At 62.2% G+C, this 13,075-nt stretch carries 12 protein-coding genes; 9 read left to right on the top strand and 3 right to left on the bottom strand.

Going from position 1 to position 13,075, the window contains the following annotated elements:
- Nucleotides 1–53 precede the first annotated feature (53 nt).
- The gene (locus CN933_RS00960) at nt 54–1,142 is read right to left on the bottom strand and encodes a hypothetical protein (protein ID WP_018095687.1); all 1,089 of its coding nucleotides are present in this window, start codon (nt 1,140–1,142) and stop codon (nt 54–56) included.
- Between the two features lie 157 nt (nt 1,143–1,299).
- Nucleotides 1,300–1,887 carry a thymidine kinase gene (locus CN933_RS00955; protein ID WP_018095688.1) on the bottom strand — a complete coding sequence of 196 codons (588 nt, stop codon included), beginning with the start codon at nt 1,885–1,887 and terminating at the stop codon, nt 1,300–1,302.
- A gap of 285 nt (nt 1,888–2,172) precedes the next feature.
- On the opposite strand from CN933_RS00955, the gene CN933_RS00950 reads away from it, so the two are divergent.
- From CN933_RS00950 to ade, 8 genes are all read left to right on the top strand, one after another.
- The gene (locus CN933_RS00950) at nt 2,173–3,129 is read left to right on the top strand and encodes a choline ABC transporter substrate-binding protein (RefSeq protein ID WP_018095689.1); all 957 of its coding nucleotides are present in this window, start codon (nt 2,173–2,175) and stop codon (nt 3,127–3,129) included.
- Nucleotides 3,130–3,285: 156 nt separating this feature from the next.
- Entirely contained in the window at nt 3,286–4,131 is an 846-nt protein-coding gene (gene choW, locus CN933_RS00945; protein ID WP_018095690.1) for a choline ABC transporter permease subunit, read from the top strand.
- Nucleotides 4,128–5,177 (top strand): choline ABC transporter ATP-binding protein, encoded by a 1,050-nt coding sequence (gene choV / locus CN933_RS00940; RefSeq protein WP_018095691.1) that lies wholly within the window; start codon nt 4,128–4,130, stop codon nt 5,175–5,177. Before choW ends, choV begins: the two co-directional genes overlap by 4 nt.
- Nucleotides 5,178–5,210: 33 nt before the next feature.
- Nucleotides 5,211–5,954: a HugZ family pyridoxamine 5'-phosphate oxidase gene (locus tag CN933_RS00935; protein ID WP_018095692.1), complete on the top strand. Its 744-nt coding sequence runs from the start codon at nt 5,211–5,213 to the stop codon at nt 5,952–5,954.
- 118 nt (nt 5,955–6,072) lie between these two features.
- The gene (locus tag CN933_RS00930; RefSeq protein ID WP_020487479.1) at nt 6,073–6,417 is read left to right on the top strand and encodes an ArsR/SmtB family transcription factor; all 345 of its coding nucleotides are present in this window, start codon (nt 6,073–6,075) and stop codon (nt 6,415–6,417) included.
- A 142-nt stretch (nt 6,418–6,559) separates the two neighbouring features.
- Nucleotides 6,560–7,093: an ATP-binding protein gene (locus CN933_RS00925; RefSeq protein ID WP_018095694.1), complete on the top strand. Its 534-nt coding sequence runs from the start codon at nt 6,560–6,562 to the stop codon at nt 7,091–7,093.
- A gap of 89 nt (nt 7,094–7,182) precedes the next feature.
- The gene (gene aptA / locus CN933_RS00920) at nt 7,183–8,511 is read left to right on the top strand and encodes an omega-aminotransferase AptA (RefSeq protein ID WP_018095695.1); all 1,329 of its coding nucleotides are present in this window, start codon (nt 7,183–7,185) and stop codon (nt 8,509–8,511) included.
- Nucleotides 8,512–8,598: 87 nt separating this feature from the next.
- Nucleotides 8,599–10,296, top strand: coding sequence for an adenine deaminase (ade, locus tag CN933_RS00915; protein WP_018095696.1), 1,698 nt, complete (start codon nt 8,599–8,601; stop codon nt 10,294–10,296).
- A gap of 45 nt (nt 10,297–10,341) precedes the next feature.
- On the opposite strand, the gene bglA is transcribed toward ade, so the two are convergent.
- Complete coding sequence (gene bglA, locus CN933_RS00910; RefSeq protein ID WP_018095697.1) at nt 10,342–11,985, bottom strand: beta-galactosidase BglA; 1,644 nt, start codon at nt 11,983–11,985, stop codon at nt 10,342–10,344.
- Between the two features lie 133 nt (nt 11,986–12,118).
- On the opposite strand from bglA, the gene CN933_RS00905 reads away from it, so the two are divergent.
- Nucleotides 12,119–13,036 (top strand): sugar kinase, encoded by a 918-nt coding sequence (locus tag CN933_RS00905; protein ID WP_018095698.1) that lies wholly within the window; start codon nt 12,119–12,121, stop codon nt 13,034–13,036.
- Nucleotides 13,037–13,075 lie beyond the last annotated feature (39 nt).

Here is a 13,075-nt window from a genome sequence, read left to right as displayed (position 1 = left end):
TCCCGGCAAATGCCGAAAGGCGGTCGCAGATCGGATCATTGCCGCCTTGCCGATCACTGCTTCACATAATTTGCTGCATTATGCTTGTCCATCACCGTCTGGAAGCGGCGCGCGAAGGCGTCGTCGGCGAGTTTCTTGCGCCGCTGGATATCCTGCGTCGCAAGCATGTTCTTTTCATGCATCTCGAGCAAATCGCCGATGTGGCGCTGTGCGGCCGCGCCGATCCCGGCCATGGTCTCCTCGGCGGCCGTGTCCACCTGACTGCCGAGCGTGTTGATCTTGTGCGCCACGTCCTGCTGCGCAGCCGTCTTCAACGAATCTTCCAGTGCCTTGTAGAGAACGATGCGCTGTTCCGTGTCGATGGTAAGCTTGTTGATCAGCGTGTTCTGGGCGGCGATCTGGTTGTTCAAAGAATCGACGAAGGTCTGGAACATGGCCGTGTAGCGCTCGAGCGTCTGGCTCTCGGCCAGAAGCTCCTGTTCCTTCGCCTGCTTTTCATTGTATTCGGTCGCAAGCTGCGAGCGCTCGCCTTCGAGGTCGGTTCGGGTCTTCTGGTCTGTCGAGGCGGCGATCCTGTTCTCGATATCGAGCAGCAGCGGGTTGAGCTCTTCGATCCGCTTCTGAGTCTGTTCCAGCGCAGCCATCGTGCCCTTGCGGCGCTCGATCACCTGGATGAGGCTCTGCTCGGAGGTCTTGTAGCGCTGGTCGAGAATCGCCTTCTGGTCCTTGAGGATGCCGACGATGGTATCCGATTTCGACAGCAGTTCCTGCAGGTTGCCGGCAAGCGACATGTTGCGCACGCGATCGGTCCGCAGCCTCTGCATCTTCTGCTTCGAGAAGATTCCGATGAATTTCTCGTAGCCGGTGTAGCTCTTCATGCTTTCGAACTCGGCACCGAAGACGTTGGTGGCATCCTCCAGTCCGATGATCAGATCGGCGATGTTGGCTTCCATCACCTTCTGCTGGTTGACGACGTCCTGAATGCGGGCGTTCTCGATATCGAAATTGACGTCGCCGAGCTTGGTGTCCGCCTTGGCGAATTGCTCGAGAACGACGCCGGACTGCTCGAGCTTGCCGCGCATCTCCTTGACGACGGTTCTGGTCTTCTCGATCTCGGAGTCAAAATTCTGAAGCGTCGCCATTGCCTTCTCCCCTAAGCCAGCCAGCAGTGCGAGCGGACTATTTCAGCCCTTGATTGCACTTATATAAAGGATGTTTAGCACGGATCGACAAGGGCGGTGGCCGCTTTTTCAAGCGCACGACAGTAGGCCGGTGCATCGCCGCCGGCCGGCTTGCGCGTCACCCTTCGTGCATCCGGTCTTCCCAATGGCGACGACAATAGGAGACGTATTTCTCATTGCCGCCGACATCCACCTGAGCGCCCTCCCGCATGACCTTGCCGCGGCCGTCGAGGCGAACGACCATCGTTGCCTTGCGCCCGCAATGGCAGATGGTCCTGACTTCGCGCAGCTCATCCGCGATAGCGAGCAGAGCCATGGAGCCGGGGAAAAGCTTGCCCTGGAAGTCCGTCCTCAGGCCATAGGCCATGACCGGGATGCCGAGGCGATCCGCCACACGCGCCAACTGCCAGACCTGATCTTCACCGAGGAACTGCGCCTCGTCCACGAAGACGCAGGCGATTTCACCGGAGCCGTCGCCGTTCAGGCGCTCGATCAGCGCATGGAGATCGTCCTCGCTACGGAAGGGGATCGCCTCCGATTCCAGCCCGATGCGAGACGCGATGCGACCCTGGCCGGCGCGGTCGTCGAAAGCTGCGATCAGCATCACGACGCGCATGCCGCGCTCCTGATAGTTGTAGGCGGCCTGCAGGAGCAGCGTGCTCTTGCCCGCATTCATCGTCGCATAGCTGAAATAAAGTTTGGACATGGTCCCATCTCCGGACATCGTGCCCGCTACATGACGGGGCACGCGTCCGATGACCAGAGCATCCCGCAGCGACTCACAGATTTCCGAGAGGGCGCACATGCGATGGCCCGCAAGTACTGCTCGCACCGGGGGGCGGTATTTCGCGGGCATTGCGACATCAGGCGTCGCTTTATGCATCCCGTTAATGTACTGAGGCAATACACTTCTTTAAACGCTGGGGCGCTTGAATTCGCGCTTCATTGGTGTTTGGCTAAAAAAAGAACACAAGGCAGGGGAACGACGACGATGATAAGGACGCTTTCTCTCAAATTCACGCTGGCGGGGGCCGTTTGCATGGCAACCCTGACCGCCGGAAGCGCTTTTGCAGCCGAACCGGAAAGCTGCGGCACGGTCCGCTTCTCCGACGTCGGCTGGACCGATATCACAGCGACGACGGCGACCGCGACGACCATCCTCGAGGCGCTCGGCTACGAAACGGACGTGAAGGTTCTGTCGGTGCCGGTTACCTACACATCGCTGAAGAACAAGGACATCGACGTCTTCCTCGGCAATTGGATGCCGACCATGGAAGCGGATATCGCCCCCTACCGCGAGGATAAATCCGTCGAGACGGTGCGCGAAAACCTCGCAGGCGCGAAATACACGCTTGCGACCAATGCCAAGGGCGTGGAACTGGGCATCAAGGACTTCAAGGATATCGCGGCCCACAAGGACGAACTCGACGGCAAGATCTACGGTATCGAACCGGGCAATGACGGCAACCGCCTGATCATCGACATGGTCGAAAAGGGCACCTTCGATCTCAAGGGCTTCGAAGTGGTCGAATCCTCCGAGCAGGGGATGCTGGCGCAGGTCGCCCGCGCCGAGAAGTCCGGCGACCCGATCGTCTTCCTCGGATGGGAACCGCATCCGATGAACGCCAATTTCAAGCTCACCTATCTTTCCGGTGGCGATGACGTATTCGGCCCGAATTACGGCGGCGCGACGGTGCACACCAATGTGCGCGCCGGATACACGACCGAATGCCCGAATGTCGGCAAGCTTCTCCAGAACCTTTCGTTCTCCCTCCAGATGGAGAACGAGATCATGGGCAAGATCCTCAACGACGGCGAAGACCCGGAGAAAGCTGCGGCCGCGTGGTTGAAGGACAATCCGCAGAGCATCGAACCCTGGCTTGCGGGGGTCACGACCAAGGATGGCGGCGACGGACTGGCCGCGGTCAAGGCCGCCCTCGGCCTCTGACCGGCGGCAGATCACGCGTGGCATTTTGAATTGCTGCATGTTCCGTGCTCAAATCGGCTCCGATATGGGAAATGCAGTGAGGCGGGGAAACACCCCGCCTTTTTTCCACCGGTCTTTTGACCTGAGTGTTGACCCTGGCAAGAGGGACCCTGTTTCGTGGAATTCCTGACTGAAAACCCCATCCCGATCGGCGCCTGGGCGAAGTCTTTCGTCGACTGGCTGACGACGAATTTCGACCTGTTCTTCGACCAGCTCGCCAACGTGCTTTCGGCGATCATTTCGGTCCTGCTCTACATCCTCCAGACGCCGCACCCGCTTATCATCATCGCCGTCGTGACGGCGCTCGCATGGTGGTTCCGCCGCTCCCTCGGCATTGCCGCCTTCACCTGTCTCGGGCTGCTCCTGATCGTCAATCAGGGCTATTGGCAGGAGACCACGGAAACGCTGGCGCTGGTCCTTGCGGCAACCTTCGTCAGCATGGCCGTCGGCGTGCCCCTCGGCATAGCTGCGGCGCGCCGTGCCTGGATCTACTCGATCATGCGGCCGATCCTGGACCTGATGCAGACGATCCCCACCTTCGTCTACCTCATTCCGGCGCTGATCCTTTTCGGACTCGGAATGGTGCCGGGGCTGATCGCCACCGTCATTTTCGCCATTCCCGCGCCGATCCGACTGACGCGGCTCGGCATCATCTCGACGCCGCCGGCGCTGGTCGAGGCCGCCGAATCCTTCGGCGCGACGCCCTGGCAGGTGCTGCGCAAGGTCGAACTGCCCTTCGCCATGCCGCAGATCATGGCAGGCCTGACCCAGACCATCATGCTGTCGCTCTCGATGGTGGTGATCGCAGCGCTCGTCGGTGCCGACGGTCTCGGCGTGCCCGTCCTCAGAGCGCTGAACACGGTGAACATCGCAAGAGGATTCGAGTCCGGTCTTTGTATCGTCATTCTCGCGATCGTTCTCGACCGTCTTTTCCGCTCGTCCGATGAAGGAGAAGGCGCATGACCGACGCCGTCGTTTTCAAGAATGTCGACATCATCTTCGGCAAAAACCCGCAGATTGCCGTGCAGATGGTCGACCAGGGCAAGACGCGCGATGAGATCGGTGCCGCCACAGGCCTGGTACTGGGCGTCGCCGGCGCTTCGCTGACCATCAATGAAGGCGAGATCCTCGTTCTGATGGGGCTGTCCGGCTCCGGCAAATCGACGCTGCTCAGGGCCGTCAACGGCCTCGCGCCGGTGGTGCGCGGCGAGGTCGAGGTCAAGACCGCGAACGGATCGCTGAACCCCTATCGCTGCAACGCCAAGTCTCTGCGCGACTTCCGCATGCATACGGTCTCGATGGTGTTCCAGCAGTTTGCGCTTCTGCCGTGGCGAACGGTGGCGGACAATGTCGGCTTCGGGCTCGAACTGGCCGGCGTTGCCGATGCCGAACGAAGAAAGCGCGTCGGCGAGCAGCTTGAACTCGTCAACCTGGCCAAGTGGGCGGACCGCAAGGTCAACGAGCTCTCGGGCGGCATGCAGCAGCGGGTCGGCCTCGCAAGAGCCTTCGCCACCGGCGCCCCGATCCTGCTGATGGATGAGCCGTTCTCGGCCCTCGACCCGCTGATCCGCACGCGCCTCCAGGACGAACTGCTCGAATTCCAGCGGCGGCTGAAAAAGACGATCCTCTTCGTCAGCCACGATCTCGACGAGGCCTTCCGTATCGGCAACCGAATCGCCATCATGGAAGGCGGAAGAATCATCCAGTGCGGGACGCCGCAGGAAATCGTGAAGGAGCCGGCAAATCAGTACGTGGCCGATTTCGTCCAGCACATGAACCCGATCACCATGCTGACGGCGAAGGATGTGATGCAGACCGGCGTCGGGCGAGCCGCCGCCAATACCGGCGTTTCGGCAACGGCCAGGCCCACCACGCCGCTCGTCGATATTCTCGACGCCATGTCGCGTCAGCCGGGCAGCATAGGTGTGGTCGACAACGGCTCCGTCGTCGGGACCATCGACGCCCAGAACATCGTCGAAGGATTGACGCGCCACCGCAACAAAAGTTGACGCGGCGCGCTGGCCCGCCGGAAGGAGTCGATCATGAGCGAGAAACCCAGTGTGCTGCGCGAGACTGACGAGGAAGCACGCAAGCTCGCCCGGGTGCTTCTTCGTTCGGCGAGAAGCGGCGCGCTTGCCGGGATCGAGCCGGGGAGCGATGGTTTTCCCTTCGTCAGCCGTGTACTCGTCGGCATCGATATCGACGGAACGCCGGTCATCCTCGTGTCGCGGCTGTCGACGCATACTCAAGCGCTCACGGCGGACCGGCGCGCTTCGCTGCTGACCGGCGAACCGGGCAAAGGCGACCCGCTCGCCCATCCGCGCCTGACGGTCCAGTGCGAGGCGGAAGCCGTCCCGCGCGATTGCGCCCTCCACCTGCGTCTTCGCGAACGATTTCTTCGCCGGCACCCCAAGTCCAAGCTCTATGCCGATTTTCCGGACTTCGGCTTCTTCCGTCTCAACCCGTTGCGGGCAAGCCTCAATGGCGGCTTCGGCCGCGCCTATGTGCTGACGGCGGAGGATCTCGCCATCGCTTCGCCGGCCGCTGCCGCCATCGCGGAAATGGAAGGCGGCGCGATCGAGCACATGAACGCCGATCACGCCGAAGCCGTGAGATATTATGCAACCACTCATTGCCGCGCACCGGAAGGCGACTGGAAGATCGTCGGCATCGATTCGGCAGGGCTCGACCTGTCGGACGGCGACCGTCTGCGCCGCCTGGAGTTCGAGACGCCTCTTGCCGACGCGGCCGAATTACGGCCAATTCTAAAAAAACTTTACCGTTAATCGCATCTTAGCTACCCCCATTTCTTGCAGGGGGTGGTTGCCCTTTTATGCATCACGGCTAATTATCGTGCTTCATCAATCATAACTACGTGTGATGAATTCTCGCATGGAGCACACGATGCAGCCTCTTCCGCCTGAAAAACACGAGGACGCCGAGATAGCAGCCGGTTTCCTTTCGGCCATGGCAAATCCGAAACGCCTGCTCATCCTCGACTCTCTCGTCAAGGAGGAAATGGCGGTTGGCGCCCTGGCCCATAAGGTCGGGTTGAGCCAATCGGCTCTTTCTCAGCACCTCTCGAAGCTTCGTGCGCAGAATCTGGTCAGCACCCGTCGTGACGCACAGACGATCTATTATTCGAGCTCGTCCGGCGCCGTGTTGAAGATTCTGGGCGCACTATCCGACATCTACGGCGAAGACACCGATGCCGTGGACGAAAAGCCTCTCGTTCGCAAATCGGCGTAACCTCCCAGCACGTCCGTCGACCGAACAGCACGCCTCATCAAGCCCCGCCGATCCGATCGCGGGGCTTCATTTTTGGCGGGTGAGCAGGCCTTCTCGGTCCTGTCGCAGACTGTCCCGCAGCATCGTGCTACATGATCGTGCCATGAACCTTGAACGCGAGATTCTCATTCTCACCGGGCCACCCGGCTCCGGAAAGACCACGACAGCGCAGGCGCTCGCGGCAGAGCCAGGATCATCGAAGGTCCATCTTCACTGCGACGACTTCTGGCATTTCATCAAAAACGGGGCGATACCGCCCTATCTGCCCGAAGCTCACGAACAAAACGCTGTCGTTGTCGACGTGTTGACGAAAGTGGCCGCAACCTACGCACATGGCGGCTATTTCGTCATTGTGGACGGCATCGTCGGACCGTGGTTCCTGGAACCATTCAGGAAAATCACGGCACCGCTCCACTACGTCGTGCTGCGTCCGCCGCTCGATGTCGCCATCCGGCGCTGCCAACAGCGCGGCGGAGACACATTGACAGACCCCGTGCCCATCGGGGCGCTTCATCAGCAGCTCTCATCGCTCGGCCCCCTCGAACGGCATGTTCTTCCGACCGAAGGACACACTCGGGAGGACACGCTCAGTGCCGTGATCCAGGCCGTGGAAAGCGGATCGTTTCGCCTGGCTTGACGCCCCTCGGCGGGCTGATAGTTTGACCAACGGGTAAAGAATCCGCCCCGGCAAATCCAGATTGCCGGGACTCGACGAGGAGGAAAGACATGTCCAACCGCCTGAACACCACGCCCAACGACCTCAGAGCCTTCTGGATGCCCTTCACCGCCAACCGGCAGTTCAAGAAGGAACCGCGGCTGTTCGTCGGCGCCAAGGACATGTACTACACCACCCATGACGGGCGGACGGTTCTCGATGGAACTGCAGGGCTCTGGTGCGTCAATGCAGGCCACTGCCGTCCGAAGATCACCGAGGCGATTCGTGAACAGGCGGGCGAACTCGACTACGCGCCGGCCTTCCAGCTCGGCCATCCGAAAGCCTTCGAGCTCGCAAACCGGCTGGTCGACATCGCGCCCGAGGGCATGAACCACGTCCTCTACACCAACTCAGGATCGGAATCGGTCGATACCGCCTTGAAGGTGGCTCTCGCCTACCACCGCGCCAAGGGCAATGGCTCGCGCTTCCGCCTCATCGGCCGCGAGCGCGGCTATCACGGCGTCAATTTCGGCGGTATTTCGGTCGGCGGCATCGTCGCCAACCGAAAGATGTTCGGCACGCTGCTGACGGGCGTCGATCACCTTCCGCACACGCATCTGCCTGCCAAGAACGCCTTTACCCGCGGCGAGCCCGAGCACGGCGCCGATCTCGCGGCCGAACTCGAGCGCATCGTCACCCTGCATGACGCCTCGACGGTCGCCGCAGTCATCGTCGAGCCCGTCGCCGGCTCGACCGGTGTTCTCATCCCGCCGAAGGGCTATCTCCAGAAGCTGCGCGAAATTTGCACCAAGCACGGGATCCTGTTGATCTTCGACGAGGTCATCACCGGCTACGGCCGCCTCGGCACGCCCTTTGCCGCTCAATATTTCGACGTGAAGCCGGACATCATCACCACGGCCAAGGGGCTTACCAACGGCGTCATTCCGATGGGCGCGGTCTTCGTGACATCGGAAATCCACGACGCCTTCATGACCGGGCCGGAACACCTGATCGAGTTCTTCCACGGCTACACCTATTCGGGCAATCCGATCGCCTCGGCCGCGGCGCTTGGAACGCTGGATACCTACAAGGAAGAAGGGCTGCTGACGCGCGCGGCCGAACTTGCGCCCTACTGGGAGGAGGCGCTGCACTCGCTGAAGGACTGCCCGCATGTCATCGACATCCGCAATATCGGGCTGATCGGCGCGGTCGAACTCGAGCCGATCGCCGGCGAGCCGACAAAGCGCGCCTTCTCCGCCTTCCTCAAGGCTTACGAGAAAGGCCTGCTGATCCGCACTACGGGCGACATCATCGCATTGTCGCCGCCGCTGATCATCGAAAAGCAACAGATCGACGAGCTTTTCGACAAGCTGCGCGACGTTCTGAAGAACAATATCTGAGGCATTCCTGCCAAAGGCAAAATCCTTTCCCCGGATACGGGGAGAGGGTTATTGTCATGAAATCAATATCAAGGACGAGGTGCACGCATGTCCGAAGCGCTGGAGCGTCTCATCGATCAGGGCGTCGGCCGCGAGCCGGCGGACATCGTGCTCAAGGGCGGGCGGTTCTTCGATCTGGTCACCGGCGAGCTGGTCGCCTCCGACATCGCCATTTCGGGCGAGCGGATCGTCGGCACCTGGGGCGACTACCAGGGCCGTGAGGAGATCGACGTTACCGGCCGCATCGTCGTTCCCGGCTTCATCGACACGCATCTCCACATCGAATCGTCGCTCGTCACCCCGCACGAATTCGACCGCTGCGTGCTGCCGCTCGGCGTCACCACTGTTATCTGCGATCCGCACGAGATCGCCAATGTGCTCGGCACCGAAGGCATACAATATTTCCTGGATTCGGCGACAGAGACGATCATGGACATCCGCGTCCAGCTCTCCTCCTGCGTGCCGGCGACCCACCTGGAAACGTCCGGTGCCGACCTGCCGATCGAGCGCCTCACGCCCTTCCGCCACCACCCGAAGGTGATCGGCCTTGCCGAGTTCATGAACTTTCCCGGGGTGGTCAACAAGGATCCGGTTTGCCTCGCCAAGCTCGATGCCTTCCAGGACGGTCATATCGACGGCCATGCCCCCCTGCTCCGCGGCAAGGAACTGAACGGCTATCTCGCCACGGGGATCCGCACCGATCACGAATGCACGAGCGCGGAGGAAGCGCTCGAAAAGATACGCAAGGGCATGCACATCCTCGTTCGCGAAGGTTCCGTTTCCAAGGACCTGCAGGCCCTCATTCCTCTTCTCACCGAGCGGCTGTCGCCCTATCTGGCCCTCTGCACCGACGACCGCAACCCGCTCGATATCGCCGAGCAGGGCCATCTCGACCACATGATCCGCACGGCCATCGCCGCTGGCGTCGAGCCGCTCGCCATCTATCGCGCCGCTTCGATTTCCGCCGCGCGCGCCTTCGGCCTCAGCGATCGCGGCCTCGTGGCACCTGGCTGGCGCGCCGACCTCGTCGTCGTCGACAGCCTGGAAAATTGCAAGGCCGAACTCGTCCTCTCCGCCGGCCGGCGCGTTACGGATGCTCTCTTCGCCGGGCGCAAGCCGGTCGAGCCGGTGGGGCTCGACAGCGTCAAGGCGCGCGAGGTCAAGGCTGCGGACTTCGGCCTCCCCTACAATGAAGGCGAGACTTCGGTGCTCGGCGTCCTGCCCGGCAAGATCATCACCGAACACCGCCGATATCGCCTGCCCGCCGAAGGCAACCGGACCGGCGTCGATCTCGACCGCGACATCATCAAGGTCGCCGTGATCGAGCGCCACGGGGTGAACGGCAATCATGCCAATGGCTTCGTCCAGGGCTTCGGCCTGAAAAAGGGCGCGATCGCCTCCACGGTCGGCCACGACAGCCACAATATCTGTGTCGTCGGCGTGAGCGAGGAGGACATGGCTGTCGCCGCCAACCGGCTCGGCGAGATCAAAGGCGGCTTCGTCGTCGTCGAGGACGGCAAGGTCACCGGCGAGATCGCCCTGCCCGTCGCCGGCCTGATGAGCCTAGAACCGCACGAGCGCGTGCGCGATACGCTACACCATCTGCGTCAGGCCGCCTTTGCGCTGGGCGCCACGCTGGAAGAGCCCTTCCTGCAACTCGCCTTTCTGCCGCTGCCGGTGATCCCGCATTTGAAGATTTCCGACCGCGGGCTTGTCGATGTGGACAGGTTCATGCTGATCGGGTGAGGGTCGAGGCGCGGCATTCGCTGACGCAGCCGCACCTCGCCTCCACTACCGCAACCTCCCGCAGAAAACGTCGAGCGCGGCGAGACTGATCGCATTATCCGCGAAAACCGGTGCAAAACCGGGCATGGGATGCGGCTCGGCGACGAGCGTCGTCGGGAGGTGAAACGTCTGCGGCTCCTGGGTCAGGTTGAAGACGAACAGCCGCCGCTCGCCTTCCTTTTCTCTGGTGAAGACCAGAAGATCCTGGTTGGTGCCCAGGAAGGTCATGTCTGCGTCGACCAGCGCGGACTGCGCCCGACGGAACGCAAGGGTCTGGCGATAATGCTCGAGCACCGATCCTTCGACGCCCTCCTGTGCATCCACCGCCAGCCTTCGGTGCCCGTCGCGCACCGGCAACCAGGGAGCCCCCTCGGAAAAGCCGGCATTCGTCAGCTCTCGTTCCCAGACCATCGGGGTCCGGCACCCGTCGCGTCCGGCGAAGGCCGGCCAGAAGCGGATGCCGTATGGGTCGCGCAATTCTTCGAAGGCAAGCTCCGCTTCCGGCAGGCCGAGCTCCTCTCCCTGATAAAGGCAGATGGTGCCCCGCAGGCTGGCAAGCAGCGAGATCGCAAGCTTCGCCACGCGCTCCCGGTCGGCCTCGCGCGGCGCGAAGCGGCTGACATGACGCATGACATCGTGATTGGAGAAGGCCCAGCAGACCCAGCCGTCCGTCACCGTAGACTGGAAATTCTCGACGCAGCGGCGGAAGTGGCGCGCGGTGAATTCCGGCCCGAGCAGGTCGAAGGTATAGCACATGTGCAGCTTGTCGCCGCCGCTCGTATAGGCGGCGACCGTCTGCAGCGAGCGTGACCCGTCGCCGACCTCTCCCACCGTCGCACGGCCGCCATATTCATCGAGCAGTGCTCGAAACCGGCGCAGGAAACCGAGGTTTTCCGGCTGCGTCTTGTCATAGAGGTGGTCCTGCATGCCGTAGGGATTGACCTCCGGAGCATCGCGGCTCGTTGCGTCCGGATCCGGCACCAGCGGCGGGTTGTCCCGCAGAAGCTTGTCGTGGAAATAGAAATTCGCCGTATCGAGCCTGAAACCGTCGACCCCGCGGTCGAGCCAGAAGCGGACCGTCGCGAGCACCGCCTCCTGAACCTCCGGGTTGTGGAAGTTGAGGTCCGGCTGCGAAGACAGGAAGTTATGCAGGTAATATTGCCGGCGCACCCCGTCCCATTCCCAGCCCGGACCGCCGAAGATCGAAAGCCAGTTGTTCGGCGCCGTTCCGTCCGGCTTCGGGTCGGCCCACACATACCAATCCGCCATGGCATTGGTCCGGCTCGAGCGACTTTCGACGAACCAGGGGTGGCGGTCGGATGTATGCGAGATCACCTGGTCGATGATCACCTTGAGCCCCAGCCGATGGGCCTCCGCCAGCATCTCGTCGAAATCGGCGAGCGTGCCGAACATGGGATCGACGTCGCAATAATCCGAAACGTCATAGCCCATGTCCGCCTGGGGCGACGTGAAGAAGGGCGAAAGCCAGATGGCATCGACCCCGAGCGAGGCGATATGGGGAAGCCGTCGGGTGACACCGCGAAGGTCGCCCATTCCGTCGCCGTCCGTATCCTGGAAGGAGCGCGGATAGACCTGATAGATCACCGCTCCGCGCCACCAGTTTTCGTTCGATCCAGATGCCGCCGGCATGCGCAGCTCTCCATGGTTGGTTCAGCAACCCAGATTTATCTTCACCGCTTCTTCGAGTAAACGCCGCCGTCAACATTCGCTTGCTCGCGCAGTGACATGCGCTTAATTCGGATCAGCGGAAAGGGAGGACTGAATGACGGGCAAACTGCTTTCGATCGGCGAATGCATGGTGGAGCTCATGCAGGCGGAACGCGACATGCTGCGCAAGGGCTATGCCGGCGACACCTTCAATACCGCCTACTATGCCCGGCTCTTCCTGCCGGCGGACTGGACGGTCGATTATTTCACCGCCGTCGGAACCGACACGGTTTCGGACGAGCTGCTGGCCTTCATCGAGAGCACCGGCGTCGGCGCGGCGCACATCCGCAGGATCGAAGGGCGAACGCCCGGCCTCTATATGATCCACCTCAAGAACGGCGAGCGCAGCTTTTCCTACTGGCGCTCGACTTCCGCTGCGAAACTGCTCGCGGACGATCCCGATCGGCTCCGGACGGCGATCGAGGCGGCGAATGTGGTGTTCTTTTCGGGAATCACCCTGGCGATCCTGTCGCCGGAGGCGGCAGAAACATTGCTTGCGGAGCTTCGGCGGGCAAAGGCGGGCGGGCGGCAGGTCGTCTTCGATCCGAACATCCGGCCACGCCTTTGGGACGACGCCGCTCGGATGCGCGCGACGATCGAAGCCGGTGCGCGGGCGGCAACGATGGTGATGCCGAGCTTCGACGACGAGGCCACGCATTTCGGCGATGCATCCGTGGAAGCGACGATCGAGCGCTATCGGGCACTCGGCGCCGAAAACGTTGTGGTCAAGGATGGTGAAAACGGCGTCACGCTCGATTGTACGGGTGAAGACCGGGTTCACGTTCCCGCCACGCAGGTTTCCGCCGTCGTCGACACGACCAGCGCCGGCGACAGCTTCAACGGCTCCTTCCTCGCCCGTCTTGCCAGCGGCGACAGTCCGGCCGATGCTGCGGCCTTCGCCGCCCGTGTTGCGGCCGCCGTGATCGGTCACCATGGCGCGCTGATCGGACGGGACAAGCTGCCGCGGGGTTAAAGCGCGATCCGGGTGAAGGTGGCAGCAAGCCCCCCTGCC

It is taken from the genome of Sinorhizobium sp. M4_45, from assembly GCF_002885915.1.
GTDB classification, from domain to species: Bacteria; Pseudomonadota; Alphaproteobacteria; order Rhizobiales; family Rhizobiaceae; genus Sinorhizobium; species Sinorhizobium meliloti_A.
Note: the sequence above shows the minus strand (reverse complement) of the source record. Positions and strands in the feature narration are given on the sequence as shown.

What these genes read in the sequence shown, in the direction of transcription:
- CN933_RS00950 (WP_018095689.1), top strand. Translation starts at nt 2,173, where the DNA reads ATGATAAGGACGCTTTCTCTCAAATTCACGCTGGCGGGGGCCGTTTGC.
- CN933_RS00955 (WP_018095688.1), bottom strand. Translation starts at nt 1,887, where the DNA reads ATGTCCAAACTTTATTTCAGCTATGCGACGATGAATGCGGGCAAGAGC.
- CN933_RS00935 (WP_018095692.1), top strand. Translation starts at nt 5,211, where the DNA reads ATGAGCGAGAAACCCAGTGTGCTGCGCGAGACTGACGAGGAAGCACGC.
- CN933_RS00960 (WP_018095687.1), bottom strand. Translation starts at nt 1,142, where the DNA reads ATGGCGACGCTTCAGAATTTTGACTCCGAGATCGAGAAGACCAGAACC.
- CN933_RS00930 (WP_020487479.1), top strand. Translation starts at nt 6,073, where the DNA reads ATGCAGCCTCTTCCGCCTGAAAAACACGAGGACGCCGAGATAGCAGCC.
- choV (WP_018095691.1), top strand. Translation starts at nt 4,128, where the DNA reads ATGACCGACGCCGTCGTTTTCAAGAATGTCGACATCATCTTCGGCAAA.
- aptA (WP_018095695.1), top strand. Translation starts at nt 7,183, where the DNA reads ATGTCCAACCGCCTGAACACCACGCCCAACGACCTCAGAGCCTTCTGG.
- bglA (WP_018095697.1), bottom strand. Translation starts at nt 11,985, where the DNA reads ATGCCGGCGGCATCTGGATCGAACGAAAACTGGTGGCGCGGAGCGGTG.
- CN933_RS00905 (WP_018095698.1), top strand. Translation starts at nt 12,119, where the DNA reads ATGACGGGCAAACTGCTTTCGATCGGCGAATGCATGGTGGAGCTCATG.
- CN933_RS00925 (WP_018095694.1), top strand. Translation starts at nt 6,560, where the DNA reads ATGAACCTTGAACGCGAGATTCTCATTCTCACCGGGCCACCCGGCTCC.
- ade (WP_018095696.1), top strand. Translation starts at nt 8,599, where the DNA reads ATGTCCGAAGCGCTGGAGCGTCTCATCGATCAGGGCGTCGGCCGCGAG.